The sequence below is a fragment of the Acerihabitans sp. TG2 genome, from assembly GCF_035013185.1.
Taxonomy (GTDB): domain Bacteria; phylum Pseudomonadota; class Gammaproteobacteria; order Enterobacterales; family Enterobacteriaceae; genus Acerihabitans.
The window spans coordinates 157,532-183,759 of sequence record NZ_JAYGJO010000005.1 but is presented as its reverse complement, the minus strand read 5'-3'; the positions used below and the strand labels follow the sequence as shown (position 1 = coordinate 183,759).

Here is a 26,228-nt window from a genome sequence, read left to right as displayed (position 1 = left end):
TTAACGAATATTCAGCGCTTCAACCATCACACAGCGGCGGTTCCTGGCGAATGCTCGCGCGGTAGTCAGTCCCTCCCCGGTGGGTCCGGCAATGGTAAAGGTGGTATGCCCCTCACCGCCGACCCCGATCCCGGCATAAGAGGGACCATTTTTAACAAAAATAGTGGTCTGGATCTGCCGGGCCATTTTGGTGAGTTTCTCGACGTTGGTCGAATGCATCATGGCAGTATGCCGATTGCCGTTTTCAACTTTTACCGCCAGTTCAATGGCCTCATCCACATTATCGACTCGCACCACAGGTAATATCGGCATCATCAACTCATGTATCACAAAAGGATGCGTTTTCTCCGTTTCAATTAATATCACCTTAATATCTTCTGGTGCCGAAATACCTAATTTTTGCAAAATATAGCGTGCGTCTTTACCCACAAATCTCGTATTAGGTCCAGTGCCTTTTTCATTCATCACCAGCGATTGCAATTGCTTAATAAGATTATTATCGCTCAGCAAATAAGCTCCGCTTTTCTTCATACAGTGAATCAAATAATCTGCAATTTGATTCACTACAATGACCTCTTTTTCTGCAATGCAAGGCAGATTATTATCAAAACTGCAGCCATTGATAATATCCCGAGCGGCTTTTTCGATATCAGCAGTTTCATCTACAATGGCTGGCGGGTTGCCGGCACCGGCGCCAATGGCTTTTTTACCGGATGACATGACCATTTTCACAATTGCCGGGCCGCCCGTGACGACCAACATATTGATCCGTGGATCGTGAATCATCACATTGGTATTTTCAATGGAGGGTTCAAATACGGTAACAACCATATTGGCTGGCGCCCCCAGCTGATTCAGTTTGGTATTGATCAGTGCAACAACATATAAAGACACTTTTTTTGAGCGCGGGTGTGGGCTAAATACAACTGTATTTCCCGCCGCCAGCATGCCAATGCTGTTGTTGATGATCGTTTCAGTCGGATTGGTGGTCGGCGTGATTGAACCTATCACGCCATAGGCAGAATATTCCGTTAATGTTAAACCACCGTCCCCGCTGCAGGCGCTGGTGATCAGGTCTTCCGGACCGGGGGTTTTCAGGGCGGCAATGCGGTTTTTAATCAGCTTATCTTCGTAATTTCCCATGCCGGTTTCTTCAACCGTCATATGGGAAATTTTTTGCAGAATATCGTCCTGAAGAAAAACCTCACGAATACCGTTAATGAAAGTCGTGCGATCCTGCATAGAACAATGGCGATACTGGACCTGCGCGATTAACGCCGCAGAAATAGCTTCGTCCATCGTGGCGAACGCACCTTCCCCCGTCGAACACTGCGTTGCCCCGCATGAGGCATTGCTGCGCTGCGCCAGCACCTTCGCCACGATATCGTCCAGACGATCGCGCTCTGCTGTGGGCTCGGCTGTCCCTGGAGAGACCAACGCCCGCTGTGCCAGCGCCTGAACCACGATATCGTCCAGACGATCCAATCCCATAGCCTGGCTGGAGCAAGGCGCTGGGTCAATCGCGACGGTTGGCGCGATGGTTGTGTATTTACTCAGAATGTTTGAGACCGCCTGAGCTATTTCAATATCATTCATCTTTAAGTTCCTTACCTCACATCGCTTCGCTCGCATTGCCGCCCAAATGGTTTAGATATAGGGGGTTGTGGTGGATTTGATTTCCGCCGGGTCTAACGTGGCAAGCAATTGCAGACCGATTTCACGCGCGGCGATCACGGCCTGGCGAACCGCACCGGAATCCCCTGCGAAGGTAAAGATCACTTCGTTGGAGAAACTGGTGCCTTTTGCCGGGCTAGCGTAGCCGATGGGCTCAATAACCGCAGATTTTGCCGCCGCATCAGCAATAACAATGCCAATGGCCGCAGGCGATGCGCAGGTCAAACCGAACGATTTACCCACCGGTGCACCAAACGCCTTGTTTAATGCATAGCTGGCGCGGGCTGTGTATTGAAACTCGAGGTGACCCGCCGGCGAACCGTAAACATCCCCCATGGTGCGTTCGATTTCGGACAGCGCCACTTCGATGGCACGTCGTACGTCGGAAACATCTTCGGCCCCGAAGATAATTAGGCAACCATGTCCACCACCGCCTTCAGTGTCGCGAGCCAGTTCAATCGACAAGATTTCACTATTGGTGGCTTTAATGGCTTCGTCGGCAGCAAAAATATGCGGTCCGGCACCAGTACGCGCACCAAGAATACCGATTGAGCGATATTTCTTATCGATATTCATGATCTCATGTAGCTGATTATCGACATTGGCAATCACCAAACCAATGGTATGGCCCAGTGCGGTACCCACAAATTCAGTCAAACCACATCCAGCAAAGGACGCGGCAGAGTGCTTTGCCGCGCCCCCAGTCTGTTTATTCATTACTTCAGATATAATCTGCTCAACAAGATTATCTCTCATGGTCAGTATCCCCAGTGGTAGTGATTAACCAAGCGCCTTCGGCAGAATTTTTTCCACTTCAATATGCGGGCGAGGAATAACGTGCACAGAGACCAGTTCACCGATTTTACTGGCGGCGGCGGAGCCGGCGTCGGTGGCGGCTTTAACCGCGCCAACATCGCCACGTACCATCACCGTCACCAGCCCGGAGCCGATTTTTTCATAACCAACCAGTGTGACATTGGCTGATTTCACCATGGTGTCTGCAGCTTCAATTGCGGATACCAGACCTTTAGTTTCAACCATTCCTAATGCTTCTTGTTGCATAACTACCTCGATAATTGCGATAGAAAGACAGTGTGCACAAAGGCATCGCAAATACCCGATATACCCGTGTGCGTAATATACTCAGTAATACGATGTTAGAGATATTGCGGCAAAATGTTTTGCCCGCTAGCGAGACTTTCTTGTTATCCCGTTGGGTTGCGGGACAATAAAATCCACCCACAGTTAAAATCTTTCATAAGGGGGAAGTGTTTATTTCACGAATGAAATAAACACAGCAACATCAATACAGTCATTAATGAAATATGTTATTCATCTCTCATTTTTGATCAAAAAAAATAAAGTCTATATTGACGTAGCCAGTTAAATGACGTTTGAAATTACCGCCGCATCCAGAGCGATCATTTTTTCTTCATTGGTAGGAATGACAGCGACAATCGGCGTATCCGGTAGAGAAATAATGCCGCTACGCCCACCACTGATTTGTTCATTCATTGCCCGATCGAGCCGCAGACCAAGAACAGCCAGATGTTTCACGGTTAACTCACGAATCAACGCCGAGTTTTCACCAATGCCACCGGTGAAAATCAACGCATCAAACCGTTTGAGCGACGCGAGATGCGCCGCAATATGGCGTGCCAGCCGATGTACCATGACATCAATCGCCAGCATCGCGCGCGGGTTGCCTTTGCTTCTCGCTTCCTGCAACGTGCGACAATCACTGGAAATACCGGAAAGTCCGAACAAACCTGACTGATTGTTCATTATTTTATATAACGACTCGATAGACTGATGACTGCATCTGGCAATATGGGCCAACACGCCAACATCCAGATCGCCGCAACGCGTTCCCATCACTAACCCTTCCAACGGCGTCATGCCCATTGACGTGTCAACACTTTGCCCATTTTTGACCGCACAGACCGACGAACCATTGCCCAGGTGCGCAATCACAATGCCATGATCGTCGGGGTCGAGGTTGAATGCACAGACCGCCTCGGATGCGATATAACGGTGAGAAGTGCCGTGAAATCCGTAGCGCCGCACCTGGTATTGTTCCTGATATTCAAATGGGATGGCATAGGTATAGGCTTCAGGGGGCAGCGTTTGATGGAACGCGGTATCAAACACAGCCACCTGCGGCAACGTGGGCAAAAGCGCGATAGCCGCCTCGATGCCAATGATATTTGCTGGGTTATGGAGCGGTGCCAATGTCGACAGCGCCTTGATTTTTTCAATCACATCAGCGCAAAGAAGGACCGAGTGCTTAAATTCATTACCGCCATGAGCAACTCTGTGGCCAATGGCGCAAACGGATTTAAGCAGCTGTTGATCCGATAATTTTTCAAACAATACATGCAACGCGCTATGATGATTAGCCTCTTGGATCGCCACAGTCGACGTATTACCTGCACGGTCTTTAAATGTCATTGTGGCATTATCCAGCCCCAACCTTTCTGCCAGTCCAGATAATATTGGTGCTTCTTCCGTCAGCGGCATAGCCGAAAACTTCAATGATGAAGAACCACAATTAATAACCAATACCAGTGATGTTAAGGACATGATGACCCCTGCCAGTAAAAACCAACCCATAAATAAGAAAACAATTATCTTGCTGCTGTCAGTGGATAATATGCAGCATTGAAACGCTCAAGCACATGTTGGGCAATCATCAGATCCTGTTCCGCAGTGCCGCCGCTAATGCCAATGGCACCCAACAGGCGACCCATCGACCAGCAGGGAATACCCCCAGCGATACAGCAGATACCGCCTTCATGTTGTAAGCCGAAGAGTTCAGCGCCTGGCTGCACCAAGGCAGAAAGTTTATGTGTGGGCATGTTTAACGCCACGGCGGTATAGGCTTTCTGATAAGCCAGGGTATGGCTTATCAAAAGTGCGTTATCCATACTGAAATAATAGCGCTGGAGCCCACAGGCATCGACCAGACTAAATACCACTGGAATGCCGCAGGCATCCGCTTCTTGCTGAGCGAGCAGCGCCAGGTGGGCCGCATCCTGTAAACTCAACGCAATAGACCGTTCCGGTGCCTGCTTTGAAATGGCGTCATTAATCCAGCGTTCAATGGGTGGATCCTGAGAATAGACAGGCATTGACATAGGTATTGCTCCCGAAGATGTGACGCCGCAGTGCCGCAGCGTTATTTGCTGTTAAGCTCCAGAGAATCCACAATGCCGACCACGGCGGCATCAATCACCGAATGCTCTTTGTTATTACTCATCCGCGCAGAGCTTCCCGTGGTGACGATGACAATTTCGCCGTTTCCTGCGCCGACAATATCCACCGCCACTTGGGTATGGCCTGTCGGTATATAATGCTCATCAAGATGGACGACAATTAATAATTTTGAACCGTTTAACGACGCATGTTTGGTGGTTGAAACCAACGCGCCGGTGACTTTTGCCAAGTACATATTCCCTCCTTACTGGCCCTGAATAACGGTGATTTTCCTGTGACTGATTTCATCACGGGCGGCAGGTGTGATCAGTGTCTTGCTATCGACGCAAAGATGTTCATTTGTCGGGTGAAGCCGGATGTCGCGCAGTGTAATGAGTCGTTTGGGGGCGTGGGGAACCTTGTTGTGCACTGCGTCGACCGCCAGTTGGCGGGCACCTGTGGGTGTTGCATCAGACCGCGCAGAGCACATCATTTTGTTACCTGAAAAGACGATACCGTACTGCTCAAGCGTCTGAACGTATGATGACAATCGTGATAGTAGCGGTTGAGGCAAAACAGCGTTTTTTGGCCCGGCCAGGCATTCGCTATTTAGGGTGGCAATGATCTGCTTTTGCTGGCTAAACGCATGAAATACCCATTCGCTGGCAATATTGTCTCTGATACCAAGCGCAATTTTACTCATGCTATTCGTGGACAGTGCCGGCAAAAAAAGGCTTTCGTAATCGTCATCAAAAACAACATCATGTCGTGGTTGTTCATCGAAGACCACACCGGAACATCGCTGACCAATCGCCTGGATATAGGACATTTTCAGCGCCGAAAGGCTGGCACTCTGTGAGAAGGTCACCCACAACTGATACCCGGCTCGACCTAACGCAACCAGACAGTTTACTGTCTCAGTCAACGCGCTAATATCATTACCGGTAATGACCACACGCATCTTTTTGCTCCCCGAGTCAACGTCGCATTTTTTCTGCGCGAGGAGTTCAGCGATGAAGGTATCAAGCAACTGAGACAATGTCTGGCTGTACATATTTTCCCTTCTGTCAACGTGCGTTCATTGCAATGCCTAACGGCGTAACCAGTAACGGCTCCACGGAGGGAACAACCTGTTTCCCGGTTTCCTTACTGAAAACCGTGGCAAATTCGGTGAAACTGCTCGCACCACCCACCAAATAAACCGATTCCACGGATTGCGACGCCAGCCAGTGAGACGTCAGGCTCGCCATTTTCTCGACCACCGGACGAACTCGCGCAAAAACCGCAGATTCCTGGGAGGGATCTTTTTTCATCTCTTCCGCGTCCTCATATGACATGCCGAGCGCGCCGGCAAGCACTAGCGTCATATGCGTACCACCGGTGGGCTCATCGGCGGAAAAAATCACTTCCCCGTCCTGTAAAATGCTCATGCCGGTCGTTCCCCCGCCGACATCCACTACGGCACCATTGCGAATATTGAGCGCACTGGCTGCAGCGACGGGCTCATCAAGCACCTGACCCACGGTGAATCCTGCGGCCTCAACAACATTGACAATCACCTTGATATTGCCGGCAGAAATGCCCGGCGGAATGGCCGTGGCTGCCATGGACAAGGGTTGGCCAAGTCTCTCTTCCAGCGTCAGCTTGAGGCGGGTGAGCACTCGGCTGGCCGTCAGGTAATCCACCACCACACCATCCTTAACCACGGTCGAGGCACAAGTGATGCCGGCCACGGGAACATTATTTTCATCCACCACCACTACGGCGATATTCGCGGTACCTAAATCCACGCCCACCTTTAGCACACCCGTGTGCGCCCGGCATTCACCGGTACGGATAAGCGTTGCCAGCTCGCGTAGCCGCTGGAATTCGGCACTTTCAGCCATAATTGATATCCTATATTGCCCGGCAAACCCGATCGCCGTTGTGCAGGCCTAGTCCATTGGCTTCTTCCACGTCAATGTGCAGTTCCAATATGGCATCAGTACTCACGCGGACCACCACATGGCGCAACACGCCTGCGCGTTGGCCTTCGGTATGGACATCGATTTCCATTCCATCCTGCAACTGGTATTTCTCCGCATCTTGCGGTGAGATATGAATGTGACGCCAGGCGACGATCATGCCGTTGGGTTTGACGACACGCCCTTTGGGACCGATGATTTCTACCCCCGCAGAGCCCTGGGTGTCGCCAGACATTCTGACGGGAACGTTAACCCCAAGCGAAAAGCTGTCGGCCACAGAAATCTCTATCTGTGTTGCGCGACGCAGCGGACCCAGTATGCGCACGTTGGCGATTTCCCCTTTTTTTCCTCGTAGCGTCACCGTCTCCTCGGCGGCAAATTGACCGGGCTGCTTCACCGCTTTCATCCGTGTCAGCGTCGAGCCGTAGCCAAATAGCACATCCATATCTTCCCGGCACAAGTGAACATGGCGGTTCGATACCCCAACGGGGATGTCGAGTTCACTCGCCGTGTTGATCTGCAGCGGTTGTGCATTTTGCCCCGCAGCCAGTTCCTCAAGAATTTGTCTGGTGATCCATGCGGCTTGTTGTTGGGTGTGATCCATAAAATAAATGACCTGATATATACGTTGTACGTTGATACAATCGCTGACTATTTCGTTTCAAGATAGGCGCTAAAGAGAATGGTTTTTTGTACTTCAGCAGGATTTTTTTTACCGGTTGAAGATAAAAGAACAATCTCGTCCAGACTAGCCAGCAATAAGGGTTATTAATTTATCAATATCCTGCTCCGTTGGCCGACGCGGATTGGATCCCGTACAGCCATCCGCCAGCACAGCATTAATCAACGGCTGGCGTAATTTTTCTAGCGCAGTAATATCCGTACCTAACGTTTTTAAGGTCGAGGGGATACCAAAAAACGCATTTAATTTACGGATACTTGCCGCCAGTTGTTTAATACTCTGACGTGGACAATCCTGCTTAATTCCCACAATGTTGGCACATTGTGCATATCGGTTAATGGTGTGTTCCGCCGCGTTCTCACTATTAAATTCAATGAGCAATGGCAACAGCATGGCATTGATTTTACCATGAGGAATATGCAGCATTCCGCCAATGGCATGCGCCATGCCATGTACCAGACCGAGTCCGGCGGAGTTAAAGGCCATTCCTGCCATACAAGATGCGTTATGCATACGGGTACGTGCTTGAATATCTTTTTCATCGTTAAAGACCCGAGGCAGATTTTGCCAGGTCAGGGCAATGGCTTTTTCCGCCAGCGCATCACTAAAATCATTAGCACCTTTAGAAACAATGGCTTCTATGGCATGGGTCAAAACGTCCATGCCAGTATCGACCGCCACCTGACGCGGCACTGTCAGCACCAAATAAGGATCAAGAATCGCGCTATCCGGCACTAATTCTGCTGCGATTAAGGGGTACTTTCGGCCATTTTTTGGGTCGGAAATAATGGCGTATGAGGTCACTTCCGAACCCGAACCACTGGTGGTTGGAATCGCAATCAGTTCAATCGTATGGTCCTGATAGTAATCTTCAAGAGTCACCTTGATCCCTTTAGCGGCATCGAGGGACGAACCGCCGCCCAACGCAATAATGACATCGGGTTTAAACGGTTTAAATCGTGAAGCGCCGGCTTGCAAAATATCAACATCAGGATCAGGTTTGACCTCGCCAAAAATGCATACTGACGCTTGCGGCATAAAGTTGACCAGATATTGTGTTTTACCTGACGTCACCATAAAGTCATCAGTGACAATGCCAACTTTTTTATTTTTCAGTGTGCTTAATGAAGTAATAGAATCTTCACCAAAGTAAATTTTTGGACAGGAAAAGAAATAGCTACCCATTATTGCAACTACCTTTATTAAGTTACCAGCACGGTAAACATGAAATCAAAATGCATGTTGTTAACCTAACATGGGGAAGCGTTAATGAGGCCTAGAATGCTTGCGCATATAAAGGATTATTTTGCCTTGTTGTTTTTTGGGGAGTCAAAAAAATCCTGAATGTTCTCTATCACTGTCGCCATCGTTTTAATGCTTAAACAGGTACTTCGCCTGACACGCCGCCATGAGGACGCACCAGGTTCTCCCCCTGGTCCATCCTCCCCAGATTTATGCCGCAGGGATGAGGCGAAATTTTTATCACAGATTACACTGCATCCACCCCTGCCATAATGAGGCTCCTGCCCCGTGTAAGGAGAACCATGAAACGCCTGACACTGCCGTTGTTATTGTTCGTTTCACCTGCCGTACAGGCCAACTGGTCGCTGCAAGGTTTTGCCGATTTTTCCGAGCCGTCGAGCGGAATACTGACCAGCAGCGCCACGTTGCCCAAAGGCCAGCGCACACTGGAACTTCATCAGGATAACCAATGCTGGCAACCGGCTGACGAGGTAAAGCTTAACGTCATGCTGTCGTTGCGCCCCTGCGAAAACCAAGCTCCGGTTAACTGGCGTCAGTTTCGCGCAGGGGATTATCAGGTACGAATCGACACCCGCAGCGGAACGCCGACCTTGCTGCTAAGCCTGAAAACGCAGCAAAAAGCCGTCGCCGCAGCGTCGCAAACCTGCCCACGCTGGAATGGCAAACCGCTTTCGATAGATGTCACCGGGACCTTTGCTGAGGGTGAAAAAGTCCGCGACTTTTATTCCGGCCTGACCGCCCGGGTAACCAAGGGGCATGTCATGATGATGCCCGATCCTGCCAGTGGCGGTTTACTGTTACTGGAGTCTGCCGATCATAACATCCCCGCCACCTTTAACTGGCAAAACGCCACGGTGTATTTTGTGTTAACCGATCGCTTCGAGAACGGTGATCCTGCCAACGATCACCGTTATGGCCGTCACAGCGATGGGTTGCAGGAAATCGGTACTTTCCACGGTGGCGACCTGGTCGGGCTGACGAAGAAGTTGGATTATCTGCAACAGCTGGGCGTCAACGCGCTGTGGATCAGCTCGCCGCTAGAGCAGATCCACGGCTGGGTCGGCGGCGGTACTCAGGGTGATTTTCCACATTATGCTTATCACGGCTATTACACGCTCGATTGGACAAAACTCGATGCCAATATGGGCACCGAAGAGGAGTTACACACACTGGTCAGTGAGGCGCACAGGCGAGGGATCCGCATTGTGTTTGACGTCGTGCTCAATCACAGCGGCTACGCTACGCTTGCCGATATGCAGACTTTCCATTTCGGATCGTTCTATCTCAAAGGCGATGAAATCGAAAAAACCCTTGGTAAGCACTGGACCGACTGGAAACCGGGTCCTGGTCAGAACTGGCACAGTTTTAATGATTATATTAATTTCGCAGACAACGACGGCTGGAACACGTGGTGGGGTAAAAAATGGATCCGCACCGACATCGGCGATTATGACTCACCCGGTTATGATGACCTGACCATGTCGTTGGCCTTCCTGCCCGACATCAAAACCGAATCGACACAAGCCAGTGGTTTGCCGGTCTTTTACCGACATAAACCTGACACGGCCGCCAAGGCGATCCCCGGTGCAACACCGCGTGAATATCTGGTGACCTGGCTCAGTCAGTGGGTGCGGGATTACGGCATTGATGGTTTCCGTGTGGATACCGCCAAGCACGTTGATAAACCGACGCTGGCGCTGCTAAAAATACGCGCTGTCGACGCGTTGAAACAATGGAAGGCAGCGAATCCTTCGCAGGCGCTGGATAATGCACCGTTCTGGATGACCGGCGAAGCCTGGGGTCACGGTGTGATGAAAAGCGATTATTACCAGAATGGTTTCGACGCGATGATCAACTTTGATTTCCAGGATCAGGCCGCCGCCGCACTGGGCTGTTTTGCCAATATCGACGCAACTTATCAGCAAATGGCGCAAAAAATGCAGGATTTCAACGTGCTGAGCTATCTCTCTTCGCACGATACACGCTTGTTTTTCGACGCTGATGCCAAAGGCGCACTGCCGTTGCAACAACGTGCGGCAGATGTGTTATTGCTGGCACCCGGTACGGTGCAGATTTACTACGGCGATGAAAGCGGACGCCCGTTTGGCCCGACAGGCTCGGATCCTTTACAAGGCACCCGCTCCGACATGAACTGGAATGAGCTGACCGGTACGAAACACACTTTGCTGGCGCACTGGCAAAAACTGGGAAAATTCAGGGAACAACATGTTGCCGTGGGTGCAGGCATCCAGACGACCCGGCATACACCGGAGTATTACGCATTTAGCCGTCAGAAAGGTGACGATAAAGTGATGGTAGTCTGGGCAGGGAATCTGTTGCATCAGGTGTTGCGCTGATGTTCCTTGGTCCTCGTTGGCATAAAAACGTTGTGCACTAACGTGCATGCGCGTGAGTCATTGGTTGGGGTGGTCCAGACCACAAGTGCCTCACTTTGCTTAATTGCGTCAAGATTGACATTGCGCCATATCCACCGTCAAAATCGAGTCAACAGCATGGATTTTGCTGTGTGGTTGTTAGTGTTATATCGCCCACCCTATGCTCACCAAACGATGTCAATATCGAACGATGAACGCAATATCGGAGGAAATATGTCAATGTCGTTAAAGAGTCACTTTGATATGTTTGCCAAATATAACCAATGGGCAAATGAACGCCTATATAGCGCTGCCAGCACGCTACGCGACCAAGACTATCGCATGGACTGTGGGGCGTTTTTCAAGTCGATTCACGGAACATTAAATCATTTACTGGTGACCGACCGAATTTGGCTGCAAAGTTTGGCTCAGAAACCACACCGGCTCGCGGCCCGGAAATCTGGCCAACATGTCGTGATACAAGGATCGTTTATTCAGAATGTTTCCCAGCCAGCATTATCATTGGGTTTCTCAGCTGGCTTGTTGGCAAGACTTTGCGATACTTTTGCCGTGTTTGGCTTAACCGTCTCTGGTCTCTCTGCCGGTTCATGCAATTTAAACACCTGAAGCGTTTCAAGCAGCAGACGAACCTGTTCCATCAGTGAACCGCTGGCCGCTGAGGACTCTTCCACCAGCGAGGCATTCTGCTGCGTGGCTGCATCCATCTGCGACACCGCCAGATTGACCTGATCGATTCCGCAAGACTGCTCCTGTGATGCCGCCGAGATTTCCGCCACGGTGTCAGTGACGTGCTTCACTGACGAAACGATTTCATGCATGGTGACACCGGCACGCTCAACCTGTTCGGCACCTATGTTGACCTTGGCGGTGGAGTTTTCTATGAGCAATTTTATCTCTTTGGCAGCAGAGGCGGTGCGTTGAGCCAGCGAGCGGACTTCGCTGGCTACCACGGCGAAACCTTTCCCTTGTTCTCCTGCACGTGCAGCTTCCACCGCTGCATTTAACGCCAGTATATTGGTTTGGAAAGCGATGCCGTCGATTACCGATATAATCTCGGAAATTTTGCTGGAACTGGAAGAAATCTCATTCATTGTCAGGACGACGTCTGACACCACCTTGCGACCGGACTCGGCCATTTGCGAAGCATTGGCGGCAAGTTGGCTGGTTTGACGCGCATTGTCGGCGTTTTGCTTGACGGTGGAGGCGAGTTCATCCATCGAGGAGGCGGTTTCTTCAAGTGAAGATGCCTGTGCTTCAGTGCGAGAAGAGAGATCGGTGTTACCTGCCGCAATTTCCCTAGAACCAATATTTATCTCTTCAACGCCAAAGCGAACTTGCCTGACAAGACGCATTAAGCTTTGCTGCATGCCACTGATAGCAGAGAGCAATTTACCCATTTCGCTTTTGCTTGATACCCGTATGTCGGCGGTTAAATCGCCTTTTGCCACCGCATTGAGTTGCTCGATCGCATAGTTCAGCGGTCGCAGTATGGTGTTTCGCAATACGTACAACACGGTAATGGTGATCGCAAGGGTGATGATCAATACCATGGCCATGGTCCACATCAACTGCCGGTATTCGCTGTTTCGCTGCTCAGTCAGCGTGTTTACCGTTTCACGGGTGTTTTTCTGATACTTCTCCAGCGATTTAGAAAATCGTCCCCCCGCTTGGTCGATATCCTTTATATTAATATCGTAGTAGCCTTTCACATCCCCAACCTGCAACAGTTGCTGCGCTTGGTTGATAAGCTGGCTCAATGCACTCGCCGAGTCCACCAGTTCAGTCTTTATGTCTTCGTCGCTACTGAGCATGACGGGAAGGTCTTTGAATCGTTGGATATTGGCAAGCATGCGCTGGTGGGTCGTCTCGATATTTTTGAAAATCCAGGGATCGACTTTGCCATTTTTCAATAAGCTGGCATAGACCAGGGCAAAACCTGCACGGGTACGTGCAGAATCTTTATACACATCATTGATCAGGATCACCCGGCTATCCGCCTGGTGAACGAACTCAGTGGTGTCGTTTGAGCGAGTGAGGGTGAATAAACCTGCGCAGGAAATCGCCAAAATCATCAGCACAAAAATGGAAATTGCGCCGGTCAACGCAAGTCGAACTGAAATATTCTTCATCAATAAATACCTTCCATAGCGTGAACAGCACATTCAGGAACGAGAGTCATTTAGCATTCTACTCAGTCAACTCAACTTCCTGTCACTGCCGGGTTTTTCTGATTCTTGGCACCTTAATTCACAATATAACGACATAAAATCAGAAAACTTTAGTTTTTGATGTCATGCGCAAATGCCGCCATCACACTGGGGTATATCTAGGTGGGCTTTTTAGAAACAGGGATCGGCAATATTCGGATGAAAAAAATACATTTTAGCGACAGTCAGATCATGGCCAGGTTGAAACACGCCGAAGCAAGCACACAGGTTTCTGAGCGTTGCGGGGATCAGAATATGGCGATGGTTTTAATCGGAAAGAATGTGTCTTGGATGTTGGTTTTTATCTAACGCAGAATGGGTGATAGGTTCCTTTGGTCAGTGGATAAGATGGCGAGGAAAATCCTTATGTATCCGTTGTGACAATGCGCCGTAATATCTAAGGGGTAAATTGCAAAAATGAAGCATTACACAGGAGATAATGTTGCTTTATATTTATCCGATAAAATCTCACATTGGGACAGGTGGTATAATTAAAATGCAAATTGGCGCATTAGGTTCATGATTTCGCTTAATACGTCCGTTAAAAACAGCTTAATTACCTGAGAAAAAATGCGATTATTTTCTCAAGAAACAATGAGGAAATAATCATCACGATCAATCCGTTTGTGCATATATCGATATGTAATATTAGTCACAATGATATAAATAATTTTGCATAACAGTGTTCCACTTGCGAGCATGGCATCCCACCAGTCGCTGATCTCGCATGATGACAAGTGAAGCATCAATGTGCAAAGCTATTTATTTTCGCAAATATAATATTGGATAATTAAATAACCTAATAATAAGACTATCATTAAATAAAAAATCTGGAAAATTACCTTACAAATAAAGAAATTAACAATAATTCAATTGGTTATTGCGGCATAACTTCACCCTTCACCCTTCACCCTTCACCCTTCACCCTTCACCCTTCACCCTTCATGCTAGAATAGTACCCACTTACAGTGCAATGCTTATCCGGCGAGGATCAATTTATTATCTCAATGTGCCTAACGACAAAAAAAAGACTCTTTCCCATTATATGAATAACGTGGGGTATATATTTTTCATTCACATTCAGCATTGCTTAATTTTAGTTAATGGATATTATGTCTCAATAAGAATCTCATTACTCTTACCCGTAATGCGCTCATCTTAATTAAACCCCGTTTGTGGCTTTGCAGGAAGCAATGCTTTTATTTCTGCTTGTCGCAATATATCTCCGCTAAATACAAGCAGGAAAACTAATAATGTCCAATAGTTTCCAGAATGAAATCCCGAAAGCGCGCGTTAATATCAAACTTGACTTACATACCGGCGGCGCGCAGAAAACCGTTGAATTACCATTAAAACTCATGGTAATGGGTGATTACAGTAACGGTCAGGAACATCGCCCGTTATCTGAACGCGAAAAAGTGAACATCAACAAAAATAACTTTAATAGCGTACTCGCCGAATTCAACCCCGCGTTAAACCTGATCGTGGAAAACACCCTGGCAGGCGATAAGAGCGAAGAAAACATCAAGCTGAACTTCAAACACATGAAAGATTTCGAGCCTGAGCAGGTCGTGCGTCAGATCCCACAACTGCGCGCCATGCTGGCGATGCGTAATCTGCTGCGTGATCTCAAGTCAAACCTGTTAGACAACGCGACCTTTCGCAAAGAACTCGAAACCATCCTCAAAGATGACGATTTGAGCAATGACCTACGTACTGAACTGGCCGCGCTGGCACCGAAAGACGCTTAACCTCCCCCTGAACCGGATTAACCAGAGACTATGCTCATGTCTGTTAACACAGAGAATACTCAAGAAAGCCGCACAACCGTGCTGGAACACACCAACACAGCAAGCGTTTACGCCTCGCTGTTTGAAAAAATCAATCTGACACCGGTGTCATCATTGGGCGACGTCAACGTCTTCCAGGATAATCAGGCGATGTCTGAGGTGACCACTGATGAGCGTGTTACCGCTGCCGTTCAGGTGTTTTTGCAACGTCTGAAACAGTCTGGACAGAAAGTGCAGCGTCTGGATAAAACGCTGCTCGACAGCCATATCGCCACCCTTGACGAGCAAATCAGCCGTCAGTTGGACGTGGTGATGCATCATCCGGAATTCCAGCGCGTGGAGTCCGGCTGGCGTGGCTTGAAATTCCTGGTAGACCGTAGCGATTTCCGCCAAAACGTCAAAATCGAACTGCTGGACGTGGCCAAAGATGACCTGCGTCAGGACTTCGACGATTGCCCTGAAATCATCCAGAGCGGCCTGTACCGCCATACCTACATTCAGGAATATGACACGCCGGGCGGCGAGCCAATTGGCTCTGTCATCGCCAACTACGAATTCGACGCTAGCCCGCAGGATATTGCGCTACTGCGTAATATCGCTAAAGTCTCTGCTGCCGCACACATGCCGTTCGTTGGCGCCGTCGGCCCGGCATTCTTCCTGAAAGATTCGATGGAAGACGTCGCGGCGATCAAAGACATCGGCAACTACTTTGACCGTGCGGAATACATCAAGTGGAAAGCTTTCCGGGATTCTGATGATGCCCGCTACATTGGCCTGACCATGCCGCGGGTGCTCGGTCGTCTGCCCTACGGCCCGGACACCATACCGGTTCGCAGCTTCAACTACGTCGAAGAAGTGAAAGGCCCGGATCACGAGAAATATCTGTGGACCAACGCCGCATTCGCGTTTGCGGCCAACATGGTGAAAAGTTTCATCAAAAACGGCTGGTGTGTACAAATTCGTGGCCCGCAGGCTGGCGGCGCAGTGACCGACTTGCCGATCCACCGCTACGATCTGGGTACTGGCAATCAGGTCAAAATCCCGTCTGAGGTGATGATCCCTGAAACCCGCGAGTTCGAGTTCGCCAATCTGGGTTTTATCCCGCTGTCTTATTACAAAAACCGCGACTACTCCTGTTTCTTCTCCGCAAACTCCGCGCAGAAACCGGCGCTGTATGACAGTGCCGACGCCACCGCTAACAGCCGCATTAACTCGCGCTTGCCATACATTTTCCTGCTGTCGCGTATCGCGCATTATCTGAAGCTTATTCAACGCGAAAACATCGGTACCACTAAAGATCGCCGCTTGTTGGAGCTGGAGCTCAACACCTGGACTCGCACGCTGGTCACTAAAATGACCGATCCAGGCGACGATCTGCAGGCTTCCCACCCGCTTCGGGACGCGAAAGTGACCGTGGAAGATATCGAGGACAACCCGGGGTTCTTCCGCGTGAAACTCTACGCCGTGCCACACTTCCAGGTGGAAGGGATGGACGTGAACCTGTCATTGGTTTCTCAGATGCCAAAGGCTAAGGCATAAGCGGTCATACCATGAAAATTTATCGTCCGTTGTGGAACGAAGGGGCATTGTTATGCCCTCAACAGTTCCAGCAACAGTCAGAGTGGGAGTCATTCAGGAGCGCAGGGGTGTCGGCACTGAGCTCCCCCTTCCCATGGGGGGTGGAAAAGGTCGAGTTTGACGACGGTTTACTGTCTTGCGGACAGATACAGGTTCGGCACCTTCGGCTCTGGCTGGCTGACGGCACATTGGTTGACACACTCAACAGCGATTTGCCGCCGGAACCACGCGAACTGGAACCGGGGCTCCTCGTCGGTCAGGATGCCGTGACGGTAGTGCTCGCACTGCCGTTGATGCAATCGGGCATCGTCAATGTTCAGCAGGAAAACGCAGTGTCTGAACGCCCATTACGCTACCGTGAGCAATGGGTCACCGTTGCTGATGACTTTGGCCACGAAGACGAATCGATGGCCGTGGCTTACTTCAATCTGGCGATACGTTTTCAGCATGAAAAAAACGAATCGTGGAAGACCTGCGCAGTGGCCCGGTTGGTGCGTGACGGACAGGGTGGATGGCGCCAGGATCCGGCATTTATTCCGCCGATGGCGTTATTTTCCGCCAGCCCGGTACTGCATGAACGCCTGGTCTTGCTGAACCGCCAGCTGCGCTCCCGCCGTCAGCGCCTGATGTCAATGCGCCGCGAGAGTAACGAACGGCTGGCCGACTTCGCCGTGGCGGATGTTTCCCTGTTCTGGCTGCTTAATGCCCTCAACTCCCACGCCCGGGTGTTGACGGAATTCGAGCGTTTTCCTGCCCGCCATCCTGAACAGGTATGGGTCGAGCTGGCACGTCTGGCGGGCAGCATGCTGACCTTCTCGCTTGACAGCGATCTTGATGCCATTCCCGGCTATGACCATGCGCAGCCGGCGAATACCTTTGTGCCACTGTTTGATCTTATTACCGGCTTATTGGAAGCCAGCCTGCCATCACGGGTGATTGCACTGGAAATGTCACGCCCTGATGAACAAACCTGGAAGGCCTCCCTGCACGATGTGCGTTTGCGTGAGGAAGCCGATCTGTACCTCTCGGTGCGCTCTGATATTCCTGCCTGGCAGATTGCCGAGCGATTCCCAACGCTGTGCAAGGCGGGTTCACCCGATGACGTGAATGAAATCTACAGCGTCGCGCTAAAAGGCATCACGCTTATTGCCGTGGACCGAGTCCCTGCCGCACTACCGGTGCGTTTAGAGAACCAGTACTTTGCGTTGGATATGGAAAGTGCGGCGGCCCGCGACATGTTGGATCAGGGGGTGTGTATGTTCTACGTTCCTTCACTTCTGGGGACACTGGAACTTGAGTTATTTGCGGTGTTGCGCTCATGAGAGAAGACATCGACATTGACCAATTGATGGCGGAAACCTGGCTGACGGTCACCATGCTGCGCCACGGTGCCAGTACGTCCGATGGTAAGGCGCTCTATCATCAGTGCCAACAACAGGTTGAAAACGTGCGCGCCGCACTGGAAAAAGCGGGTTATGACGACGATAGCATAAAGCACATTTCTTATGCCCAGTGCGCCCTGCTTGATGAAACCGTGATGAGCCGTAAAACCACGCTAGCCAACGAGGGCGAGGACGGCAATACCGACGATGGCCAGCGGGCCTGGCGCGCGGTACCGCTTCAGGCGCGTTTTTTCGGTTCTCTGCAGGCCGGTGAAGCGATCTGGGATCGGATTGCAGAAGTACTGCGTCAGCCTGCGCCTGTCGCGGCCGTGTTGACGTGTTATCACCGGGTGCTCTCATTAGGCTTTCAGGGTTTGTACAGCGTGAAAGCAATGAACCAGACCCAGCGAGATGAGACGTTAAAAGCCCTCAACGCGCGGGTTTGCCCGCCTGATGCCGGTTTATCCCTGATCATTCACCGCACCGGTCGGCGCCGTTACAGTCTGTTACGCTCGGTATGGTTGTGGACAGCCTTTGCGGTCATGTTCACCGGGGCCGTCTGGTGGGGAGGGTATCACTGGTTGCAGCTATTACTGTCGGCTCAGCTGCCGGAGTTACCCCATTAATGCCTAACGCAGCCATTGTATCCAGGGTGTTTTACACCATTATCGGTACCGCAGCGTGGTTAGGGTTGCTGTGGTACTTCTTTCCGCTCCCGATGTGGGCCAAAGGGCTGTTCACACTGGTGATTGTCATGCTGGCCTGCTGGCAACTGTGGCGGCGCGGTTGCCGACATCCTGACACCGCAGGTCGGGGTGACACCGCAGACTTGCCGTTATTGGCAACGCAGGGTCCGGTGGTGCTGGTGTGTGGTGAGGGGCTGGATGCGTTATTTGCCGAGCAATCGTTTGAACAACCACCCGAACGACAGTCCGCACAACACTCGGCACAACACTCAGCACAACACGCTGAACAACACGCTGAACAACAGTCCGAAAAACAGTCCGAAAAACAGCTCAGAAAAACCGCGCAAGGTTGCTGGCTGCGCGTCGGTGATGTCAGCGCGCTTTGCGATGTGGTGCGCGATATCCAGGCGCAACAGCCCCGTCAACTGGGGCAACTGTCCATCATGTACGTTTGTGTGGTGGATCAGCATCAAAATGAGGCGGTTCTGCGGGCGACGCTCAAAGCACTGAGCCAACAGATCAGACAACTGCATTTGCTGACCGGTTGGCGATTCCCGGTGGTTCTCAACTGTCAGTTTTCCGGCCCTGAGATACCGTGGATTATTGTTCGTGGCGAACAGGCCGTCGTTTGTCCGGTCAATGACGACCCCATACCCCTGCGGCAATGGCAAACCGCCGGTCACCACATCACACTGCTGCCCGTCTTGAGTCAGGCGTTCACCTTTATCCGTGAGATCCTGCTCGATGAGCTGGCGCGCGCCGATCGGTTTTACCCGGCGCTATACCCGTTTGCGATTGCACTGCGCACCGGTTACCCGGCAAAGGAAAACCGTTCGTTTTGGGCGCACGGGTTGCATCGCCGCACCTGTCTTCAGTTTCCGCCAAGACTAGAGCGTGCGGCAGCGGCCGATGAGTTTCCTCAAGCGTTGCTGGCACTGCTGTCGCCTTATGCGTTGCCGGTACAGGGTGGACAAGCCTCTCGTCGCATGGTGTGTCTGCTGATGTGTTGTGCCTTGAGTGCAATAGGGTTCTCTATTGCCAATAACCGCAATCTTATCGAGCAGATAGGGCGTGATTTACAACGCTGGCATGCCATCCCCATGAGCCACTATGCGCCCAAAGCCCAGTCACTGGCTGTCCTGCAACAAGATGCGCTATTGCTCGAACGCTGGCAGCGCCAGGGTGAGCCTCTGAAATACAGTCTGGGATTATATCCGGGACAGCATCTGTGGCTGGCGCTGCAACAGGCGATGGATACCTACATTCCACCACCGCATGCGCCAACACGGGTGGAAAAACACACGCCTAACACCGTACGTCTCGACGCGCTGTCGCTGTTTGACACGGGCAAGCACCAGCTCAAACCGGGCAACACCAAAATGCTGGTCAACGCGCTTATCGGCATCAACGCCAAGCCCGGCTGGCTGATTGTGGTCGCCGGACATACCGACATTACCGGTGATGCCCGCGCTAACCAGGTGCTGTCACTCAAACGCGCCGAAGCACTACGTGACTGGATGCTCGCCACCAGCGACGTTTCACCCACCTGCTTCGCGGTTCAGGGCTACGGTGCAACGCGCCCCATCGCGACCAACGACACGGCAAAAGGCCGTGCGGCTAACCGCCGTGTCGATATTAGTCTGGTACCGCAGGTTGATGCCTGCCAAGTACCGATACCCCAATACGCATCAAATGATTGATGCGTGATTAACCTAGAAATGGAGATTTACCCGTGGCAATTCCTGTTTATTTGTGGCTGAAAGACGACGGCGGTGCGGACATCAAAGGTGCCGTAGACGTTAAAGATCGTGAAGGCAGCATCGAAGTGGTGGCACAGGAGCACAAGCTGTACATCCCAACCGATAACAATACCGGCAAGCTGACCGGGACACGGATCCATACCCCGTTCCTGTTCACTAAGGAAATCGATGCGTCCAGCCCGTACCTGTACAAGGCGGTGACCACCGGTCAGACCCTGAAATCCGCTGAGTTTAAATGGTATCGCATCAACGACGCCGGTCAGGAAGTGGAATATTTCAATACCAAGCTTGAGAACGTGAAGTTGGTGAAAGTCACCCAGAAAATGCACGACGTCAAAGACGCCGCGTTCGAGAAACATAACCACCTCGAATCCGTTGAGCTGCGTTACGAAAAAATCACCTGGACCTACAAAGACGGCAACATCGTTCATTCTGATTCCTGGAGCGAACGGACCACCGCCTAACACCCCACAGCAGACGGTTCGCCGTCTGCTGTTTTTGTCGTTGGCAAAACGGCGGGTTTCGGCCGTTTCGCCAACAGCAAAACAATGTGAACATCGACCTTATGGGCCTGGTTTCCTGCAAAGGAAAGGCTAGGGGCGGTAGCGTACCTATAACAAGGAGCACAGCAGCATGGAACATCAATCAGCCGTATTACTACGTCGCTTAAACCCGTATTGCGCCAAGGCGTTGGCCGCGGCTGCCACGCTGTGCCAAACCCGAGCCCATAGTGAGGTCACCCTTGAACACTGGTTGCTGAAATTACTCGAGCTGGGCGAAGGCGATATCACCGTATTGGCCCGTCGCTACGAATGGGACATGGACAGCCTGTGGCAAAGCCTGTTGTCGCATCTCGACGCCCTGCCTCGCTCGGTGCAGAACCGCCCGCAATTGGCTGATGCGTTACAGGCACTGATCAAAGCGGCCTGGTTTGCCGCGTCATTGCAAGACGATAACCAAACTATCCGCAGCGTGCATCTGCTAGAGGCGCTGATAACTCAGCCGCACCTGTTGCACTGCGAAGGTGCCTGGCCGCTGTTCAGCCTGAGCACCACGCAGATCTGCCGTCTCAAACCGCTGCTGGATGCACAATCCGATGAATGTCCTGAACGGCAACAACAAGCCCGTCTGAGCATGCCGGTGTGCCCGCTCGATGACACCACGCCAACCACCAACGCGGACAGCCTTTCAGGTCAGGGGTTACGCGAAGCCTTACAGGCCGCGCTGGATAAATTCACGCTGGATATCACCGCCAAAACCAAAGCCGGACAGATTGATCCGATCTTTGGCCGCGACACGGAGATCCGCCAGATGATCGACATCCTGTCGCGCCGCCGTAAAAACAACCCGATCCTGGTCGGCGAACCGGGTGTCGGTAAAACCGCGCTGGTGGAAGGTCTGGCGCTGCGTATCGCTGAAGGTAACGTACCCGACAGCCTAAAAAGCGTCAGCCTGCGCACGCTCGATCTCGGTCTGTTGCAGGCCGGTGCCGGGGTCAAAGGCGAGTTCGAACAACGGCTGAAAAACGTCATCGACGCGGTTCAGCAGTCGCCGACGCCGGTGCTGCTGTTTATTGATGAAGCCCACACCCTCATCGGCGCAGGCAATCAGGCCGGTGGCGCAGATGCCGCCAACCTGCTCAAACCGGCGCTGGCACGCGGCGAACTGCGCACCATTGCCGCCACCACCTGGTCTGAGTACAAACAGTATTTCGAGCGTGATGCCGCACTTGAGCGCCGCTTCCAAATGGTCAAAGTCGACGAGCCGGATGATGCCAACGCCAGCCTGATGTTACGTGGTTTAAAAGGCCGCTACGCCCAGCACCACGGTGTACACATTGTGGATGCGGCGATCACCGCCGCCGTTACCCTCTCCCGCCGCTTCCTCACCGGCCGCCAACTGCCGGACAAAGCCGTCGATCTGCTTGATACCGCCGGTGCGCGGGTGCGCATGAGCATCGACACCCTACCGCCAGCGTTGATGGATATTCATGCTGAACTCGCCGCGCTGGCCATGGAGCAACAGGCCATCGAGCAAGATCAGCGGTTGTTAACCAACGTCAGTGCCGGTCGTTTGCCTGCGATCAACACCCGTCGCGCGGCACTCACCCTCTGCCAGCAAAAACTTGAACAGCAATATACCGCAGAAAAACAGCTGACCGAGGGGATCATCGCTGCCCGTCAGGAACTCGCCGACCCGGCACGTCTGGCCGAATTGCAGGCAGAATTAAGTCACGTTCAGGGTAACGCGCCGCTGCTGTCGCTGGATGTGGATGCACGCACGGTGGCTAGCGTTATCGCCGACTGGACCGGCGTGCCGCTGAGCAGTCTGCTAAAAGACGAACAGACTGACCTGTTGTTGCTGGAAAACCACCTCGCGAGCCGCATTGTCGGGCAGGACACCGCGCTACGCGACATGGCACAACGCCTGCGGGCCGCCAAAACCGGACTCACCGACGAAAACCGCCCGCTGGGGGTATTCCTGCTGGTCGGCCCGAGCGGCGTGGGTAAAACCGAGACCGCACTGTCGCTGGCCGATACCCTGTTCGGCGGCGAGAAATCGCTCATCACCATCAACATGTCCGAATATCAGGAAGCGCATACCGTTTCTCAGCTCAAAGGCTCGCCGCCGGGTTACGTCGGTTACGGTCAGGGCGGTATTCTGACCGAAGCCGTGCGCCAACGGCCGTACAGCGTGGTATTGCTCGATGAAGTTGAGAAAGCCCACCCCGACGTGGTCAACCTGTTTTATCAGGTGTTTGACCGCGGCATCATGCGTGACGGCGAAGGGCGTGAAATTGATTTTCGTCACACCGTCATCCTGATGACCGCCAACCTGGGCAGCGATCATCTGCTGCAATTACTGCATGAACAGCCGCACGCGTCCAACCGCGAGATGCACGAACTGCTGCGCCCTATGCTGCGCGACCACTTCCAGCCCGCACTGCTGGCCCGTTTTCAGACGCTGATCTACCGCCCGCTGGACGCCGCCGCGCTGCGCACCATCGTTGCAATGAAACTGGCTAAGGTCGCCACACGCCTGAAACAACATTACGGCCTGCAATGCACCCTCGAAGACCGCCTGTACGACATGCTCGTCGCTGCCTGCCTGTTGCCCGACACTGGCGCACGCAACATCGACAGTCTGCTCAACCAGCAGATTTTGCCGGTACTGAGCCAGCAACTATTACGTCGGATGAGTGCGCAACAACCAACCACCGCGCTGACGCTGGGCTGGGATGATGAGCAAGGTATCACGCTGGTTTTTGATGAAACCACCCAGGAGAGCAACCATGAATGACTCGGTCGCGAATAACCCGGCCGGGCAGCGAATAGCGTCTCTTGGGCAGTCCCGTTATCACCTGGAGGTGCACGATTGTCCGCACTTTCTGGATGTGCTGAGTTTCCAGGCGACAGAGTCGTTGAGCCATCCTTGGTATTATACTATCTGCGTCACCTGTGCCACTGCGGACATCGCCTGCGACATATTGTTATTAAAACCGGCATCCTTCACCATGCAAACGCCGGTGTTTACCGGCGCGCCGGCGCTGCCGGTGCGTAGTATTTATGGTGTGGTACAGTCTTTTCGCCACCTCGCCACCTCAGCGGAAGAAACCCGCTATGCATTGACCCTGGTACCGCGCATCGCCCGCTTACAACACACCAAAAATAACCAGATTTACCTTAACCAGTCGGTGACAGAGGTGGTGGAGCAGGTACTGCGCAAGCACGACTTTGAAGGCCCGGACTTTGAATTTCGTCTGTCCCAGGCCTACCCGGCGCGAGAACTCATTACCCAGTGGCGGGAAACCGATCTTGAATTTGTCCAGCGACTGTTGGCCGAAGTCGGTATTTTCTGGCGTTTTGCCATGGACGACCGCCTTGGCCAGGACTTGGTGATATTCCAGGACACCCAGGCACACTACCAGTTCGGCGTAACACTGCCGTTACATAACCCGGCGGGAATGAGCGACAGCGGTCAGGACAGTGTCTGGGATATCCGAACCGCTTACCATGTGGTGAGCGAGCGCGTAACCACCCGTGATTATCACTATCGTCAGGCTTTGACGCCGCAGGACAGCACCGAAAGCATCAACAGCCGGGAAAACCTCACCACCGGCGAGGTCTACCACTATGCGCAGCCGTTTCACAACGCAGGCGAGGCTCAACAGCCCGAAACCGGGGCATTTTATGCCCGAATTCATCACGAATACCTTCTGAACCGCCAACTGACGGCCAGTGGACGCTCGACCAGCCCGCTGCTGTCCCCCGGCCAGGTACTGGAAACCCCGGATTCCTTACCACATGACCTGAAAGACGGCATCGTTATCACCACGGTACGCAGCCGCGGTTCACGTAGCAGCAGTTTCCAGCTCGAATTTGACGGCATCCCTTACAGTGAAAGCATCTGCTATCGCCCGGCACGCCTAAACCGCCCGCTGATCGCCGGCACCCTGCCCGCCCGGGTGCAAAGTGAAGAGAAAGACGATACCTACGCCTGGCTTGACGACCAGGGGCGCTATCGGGTGAAACTGGACCTCGATCGTAACAATACCGAACCGGGATATGCCTACCTGTGGTTACGAATGGCCAAGCCGTATGCCGGGGATACCTATGGCTGGCATGCGCCGTTGCTTGACGGTACGGAAGTTTCCATCGCGTTTGACAGCGGTGACCCGGACCGGCCCTATATTGCCTATGCCCAGCACGACAGTGAACATGCCGACCCCGTCACCCGCGATAACCACACCCGCAATATCTGGCGTACCCCGGCAAATAACAAACTGCGCATGGAGGATAAGCGACAGGAAGAGCATATCAAGCTCGCCACGGAATTCGGCAAGAGCCAACTGAATCTGGGCCACCTGGTCAATGCACAACGTGAACCACGTGGTGCGGGTTTTGAACTGCGAACGGACGAATTCGGTGCGGTACGTGCAGCCAAGGGCCTGTTCCTGACAGCGGATAAACAGCTAAAAGCCCAGGGGCCGGTGCTGGAAATGACCCCCGCCATTAACCAGATTAACCAGGCCAACAGCCAGATGCAGGCGCTACATTCGGCGGCCAAACAGGCTGGGGCACTGGCGTGCGACCTTCAGGCCCAGATAAACCTGGTAAACAACCGCCTGTCCGATTTGCAATCAGCCGTGGTGCTGGCCAGCGCCCCGCTGGGCATCGCCGCCACCTCTGGCGAACATCTGCAACTGACCAGCGTGGGCAACACCATGGTTAACGCCGGCCAGCACCTCAGTCTGGGCGCGATGAAAACGCTCTCGGTGACGGTAGAACGGGCGCTGGGCCTGTTTGTACAAAAAGCGGGTGCAAAACTGGTGGCCAATCAGGGCGATGTAGAGATCCTGGCACAACACAACACCCTGGCACTGTTGGCCAAACAACAGCTCACCATCACCAGCCGCGAAGATGAGATTATCATCAGCACGCCAAAAACCCTGACGCTCAATGGCGGCGGTTCGTACCTGAAACTCAGTGCGGCTGGGATTGAGCATGGCTCGGTGGGAGATTTTATCATCAAAGTCCCGTGCTATCAGGTGCCGATGAGTGGTGGGTCGCTGGATACCAAAGAACCGGTCGCCGCCACGACCTCCGTTGAAACCCTACCCCCTGTAACGAATGGCAATATTTCACGCTAAG

Annotated in this window: 21 protein-coding genes and 1 pseudogene; 11 read left to right on the top strand and 11 right to left on the bottom strand. The window is 52.4% G+C overall.

All coding sequences use genetic code 11. The features are described from left to right. The 10 genes from SJI19_RS06605 to SJI19_RS06560 form a co-directional block, all read right to left on the bottom strand. Complete coding sequence (locus tag SJI19_RS06605) at positions 1-1,596, bottom strand: aldehyde dehydrogenase family protein (RefSeq protein ID WP_323477473.1); 1,596 nt, start codon at positions 1,594-1,596, stop codon at positions 1-3. A 51-nt stretch (positions 1,597-1,647) separates the two neighbouring features. Next, positions 1,648-2,430 carry a propanediol utilization microcompartment protein PduB gene (gene pduB, locus SJI19_RS06600; RefSeq protein WP_323477472.1) on the bottom strand — a complete coding sequence of 261 codons (783 nt, stop codon included), beginning with the start codon at positions 2,428-2,430 and terminating at the stop codon, positions 1,648-1,650. A 24-nt stretch (positions 2,431-2,454) separates the two neighbouring features. After that, positions 2,455-2,736 carry a propanediol utilization system shell hexameric protein GrpH gene (grpH, locus tag SJI19_RS06595; protein WP_323477471.1) on the bottom strand — a complete coding sequence of 94 codons (282 nt, stop codon included), beginning with the start codon at positions 2,734-2,736 and terminating at the stop codon, positions 2,455-2,457. Between the two features lie 321 nt (positions 2,737-3,057). Further along, positions 3,058-4,257: a propionate kinase gene (gene tdcD, locus SJI19_RS06590; RefSeq protein ID WP_323477470.1), complete on the bottom strand. Its 1,200-nt coding sequence runs from the start codon at positions 4,255-4,257 to the stop codon at positions 3,058-3,060. A 44-nt stretch (positions 4,258-4,301) separates the two neighbouring features. Beyond that, on the bottom strand, positions 4,302-4,811 hold the full coding sequence (locus SJI19_RS06585; protein WP_323477469.1) for a GlcG/HbpS family heme-binding protein: 510 nt from the start codon (positions 4,809-4,811) through the stop codon (positions 4,302-4,304). A 41-nt stretch (positions 4,812-4,852) separates the two neighbouring features. After that, on the bottom strand, positions 4,853-5,125 hold the full coding sequence (locus tag SJI19_RS06580; RefSeq protein ID WP_323477468.1) for a EutN/CcmL family microcompartment protein: 273 nt from the start codon (positions 5,123-5,125) through the stop codon (positions 4,853-4,855). 9 nt (positions 5,126-5,134) lie between these two features. Beyond that, positions 5,135-5,923 (bottom strand): hypothetical protein, encoded by a 789-nt coding sequence (locus SJI19_RS06575; RefSeq protein WP_323477467.1) that lies wholly within the window; start codon positions 5,921-5,923, stop codon positions 5,135-5,137. A 13-nt stretch (positions 5,924-5,936) separates the two neighbouring features. After that, a complete protein-coding gene (eutJ, locus tag SJI19_RS06570; RefSeq protein ID WP_323477466.1) occupies positions 5,937-6,755 on the bottom strand; it encodes an ethanolamine utilization protein EutJ in 819 nt (272 codons plus the stop codon). Positions 6,756-6,765: 10 nt separating this feature from the next. Further along, positions 6,766-7,437 carry a phosphate propanoyltransferase gene (gene pduL / locus SJI19_RS06565; protein ID WP_323477465.1) on the bottom strand — a complete coding sequence of 224 codons (672 nt, stop codon included), beginning with the start codon at positions 7,435-7,437 and terminating at the stop codon, positions 6,766-6,768. A 144-nt stretch (positions 7,438-7,581) separates the two neighbouring features. Beyond that, on the bottom strand, positions 7,582-8,700 hold the full coding sequence (locus SJI19_RS06560) for a 1-propanol dehydrogenase PduQ (RefSeq protein WP_323477464.1): 1,119 nt from the start codon (positions 8,698-8,700) through the stop codon (positions 7,582-7,584). 359 nt (positions 8,701-9,059) lie between these two features. On the opposite strand from SJI19_RS06560, the gene SJI19_RS06555 reads away from it, so the two are divergent. Then, positions 9,060-11,135: an alpha-amylase gene (locus SJI19_RS06555; RefSeq protein ID WP_323477463.1), complete on the top strand. Its 2,076-nt coding sequence runs from the start codon at positions 9,060-9,062 to the stop codon at positions 11,133-11,135. Between the two features lie 156 nt (positions 11,136-11,291). Continuing rightward, a pseudogene (locus SJI19_RS24790) lies at positions 11,292-11,573 on the top strand (DinB family protein); the annotation flags it as partial. 74 nt (positions 11,574-11,647) lie between these two features. On the opposite strand, the gene SJI19_RS06550 reads toward SJI19_RS24790, so the two are convergent. Further along, the gene (locus tag SJI19_RS06550; RefSeq protein ID WP_323477462.1) at positions 11,648-13,303 is read right to left on the bottom strand and encodes a methyl-accepting chemotaxis protein; all 1,656 of its coding nucleotides are present in this window, start codon (positions 13,301-13,303) and stop codon (positions 11,648-11,650) included. Between the two features lie 201 nt (positions 13,304-13,504). Between SJI19_RS06550 and SJI19_RS06545 the strand changes: the two genes are divergently transcribed. The 9 genes from SJI19_RS06545 (at position 13,505) to SJI19_RS06505 (ending at position 26,227) form a co-directional block, all read left to right on the top strand. After that, on the top strand, positions 13,505-13,690 hold the full coding sequence (locus SJI19_RS06545) for a hypothetical protein (RefSeq protein WP_323477461.1): 186 nt from the start codon (positions 13,505-13,507) through the stop codon (positions 13,688-13,690). A 944-nt stretch (positions 13,691-14,634) separates the two neighbouring features. Beyond that, positions 14,635-15,132, top strand: coding sequence for a type VI secretion system contractile sheath small subunit (gene tssB / locus SJI19_RS06540; RefSeq protein ID WP_323477460.1), 498 nt, complete (start codon positions 14,635-14,637; stop codon positions 15,130-15,132). A gap of 30 nt (positions 15,133-15,162) precedes the next feature. After that, entirely contained in the window at positions 15,163-16,710 is a 1,548-nt protein-coding gene (gene tssC, locus SJI19_RS06535; protein ID WP_323477459.1) for a type VI secretion system contractile sheath large subunit, read from the top strand. An 11-nt stretch (positions 16,711-16,721) separates the two neighbouring features. After that, complete coding sequence (gene tssK / locus SJI19_RS06530) at positions 16,722-18,071, top strand: type VI secretion system baseplate subunit TssK (RefSeq protein ID WP_323477458.1); 1,350 nt, start codon at positions 16,722-16,724, stop codon at positions 18,069-18,071. Continuing rightward, positions 18,068-18,757: a type VI secretion system protein TssL, short form gene (tssL, locus tag SJI19_RS06525; RefSeq protein ID WP_323477457.1), complete on the top strand. Its 690-nt coding sequence runs from the start codon at positions 18,068-18,070 to the stop codon at positions 18,755-18,757. Before tssK ends, tssL begins: the two co-directional genes overlap by 4 nt. Further along, positions 18,757-20,517, top strand: coding sequence for an OmpA family protein (locus SJI19_RS06520; protein WP_323477456.1), 1,761 nt, complete (start codon positions 18,757-18,759; stop codon positions 20,515-20,517). Before tssL ends, SJI19_RS06520 begins: the two co-directional genes overlap by 1 nt. 32 nt (positions 20,518-20,549) lie before the next feature. Then, entirely contained in the window at positions 20,550-21,041 is a 492-nt protein-coding gene (locus SJI19_RS06515; RefSeq protein ID WP_323477455.1) for an Hcp family type VI secretion system effector, read from the top strand. Positions 21,042-21,210: 169 nt separating this feature from the next. Next, the gene (gene tssH / locus SJI19_RS06510) at positions 21,211-23,877 is read left to right on the top strand and encodes a type VI secretion system ATPase TssH (RefSeq protein WP_323477454.1); all 2,667 of its coding nucleotides are present in this window, start codon (positions 21,211-21,213) and stop codon (positions 23,875-23,877) included. Beyond that, on the top strand, positions 23,870-26,227 hold the full coding sequence (locus SJI19_RS06505; RefSeq protein WP_323477453.1) for a type VI secretion system tip protein VgrG: 2,358 nt from the start codon (positions 23,870-23,872) through the stop codon (positions 26,225-26,227). Before tssH ends, SJI19_RS06505 begins: the two co-directional genes overlap by 8 nt. The last annotated feature ends 1 nt before the right edge of the window (position 26,228 follow it).

What these genes read in the sequence shown, in the direction of transcription:
- SJI19_RS06605 (WP_323477473.1), bottom strand. Translation starts at nt 1,596, where the DNA reads ATGAATGATATTGAAATAGCTCAGGCGGTCTCAAACATTCTGAGTAAA.
- tssB (WP_323477460.1), top strand. Translation starts at nt 14,635, where the DNA reads ATGTCCAATAGTTTCCAGAATGAAATCCCGAAAGCGCGCGTTAATATC.
- tssC (WP_323477459.1), top strand. Translation starts at nt 15,163, where the DNA reads ATGCTCATGTCTGTTAACACAGAGAATACTCAAGAAAGCCGCACAACC.
- pduL (WP_323477465.1), bottom strand. Translation starts at nt 7,437, where the DNA reads ATGGATCACACCCAACAACAAGCCGCATGGATCACCAGACAAATTCTT.
- tdcD (WP_323477470.1), bottom strand. Translation starts at nt 4,257, where the DNA reads ATGTCCTTAACATCACTGGTATTGGTTATTAATTGTGGTTCTTCATCA.
- SJI19_RS06520 (WP_323477456.1), top strand. Translation starts at nt 18,757, where the DNA reads ATGCCTAACGCAGCCATTGTATCCAGGGTGTTTTACACCATTATCGGT.
- tssH (WP_323477454.1), top strand. Translation starts at nt 21,211, where the DNA reads ATGGAACATCAATCAGCCGTATTACTACGTCGCTTAAACCCGTATTGC.
- eutJ (WP_323477466.1), bottom strand. Translation starts at nt 6,755, where the DNA reads ATGGCTGAAAGTGCCGAATTCCAGCGGCTACGCGAGCTGGCAACGCTT.
- tssK (WP_323477458.1), top strand. Translation starts at nt 16,722, where the DNA reads ATGAAAATTTATCGTCCGTTGTGGAACGAAGGGGCATTGTTATGCCCT.
- SJI19_RS06505 (WP_323477453.1), top strand. Translation starts at nt 23,870, where the DNA reads ATGAATGACTCGGTCGCGAATAACCCGGCCGGGCAGCGAATAGCGTCT.
- SJI19_RS06575 (WP_323477467.1), bottom strand. Translation starts at nt 5,923, where the DNA reads ATGTACAGCCAGACATTGTCTCAGTTGCTTGATACCTTCATCGCTGAA.
- SJI19_RS06555 (WP_323477463.1), top strand. Translation starts at nt 9,060, where the DNA reads ATGAAACGCCTGACACTGCCGTTGTTATTGTTCGTTTCACCTGCCGTA.
- tssL (WP_323477457.1), top strand. Translation starts at nt 18,068, where the DNA reads ATGAGAGAAGACATCGACATTGACCAATTGATGGCGGAAACCTGGCTG.
- SJI19_RS06585 (WP_323477469.1), bottom strand. Translation starts at nt 4,811, where the DNA reads ATGTCAATGCCTGTCTATTCTCAGGATCCACCCATTGAACGCTGGATT.
- grpH (WP_323477471.1), bottom strand. Translation starts at nt 2,736, where the DNA reads ATGCAACAAGAAGCATTAGGAATGGTTGAAACTAAAGGTCTGGTATCC.
- pduB (WP_323477472.1), bottom strand. Translation starts at nt 2,430, where the DNA reads ATGAGAGATAATCTTGTTGAGCAGATTATATCTGAAGTAATGAATAAA.
- SJI19_RS06560 (WP_323477464.1), bottom strand. Translation starts at nt 8,700, where the DNA reads ATGGGTAGCTATTTCTTTTCCTGTCCAAAAATTTACTTTGGTGAAGAT.
- SJI19_RS06550 (WP_323477462.1), bottom strand. Translation starts at nt 13,303, where the DNA reads ATGAAGAATATTTCAGTTCGACTTGCGTTGACCGGCGCAATTTCCATT.
- SJI19_RS06580 (WP_323477468.1), bottom strand. Translation starts at nt 5,125, where the DNA reads ATGTACTTGGCAAAAGTCACCGGCGCGTTGGTTTCAACCACCAAACAT.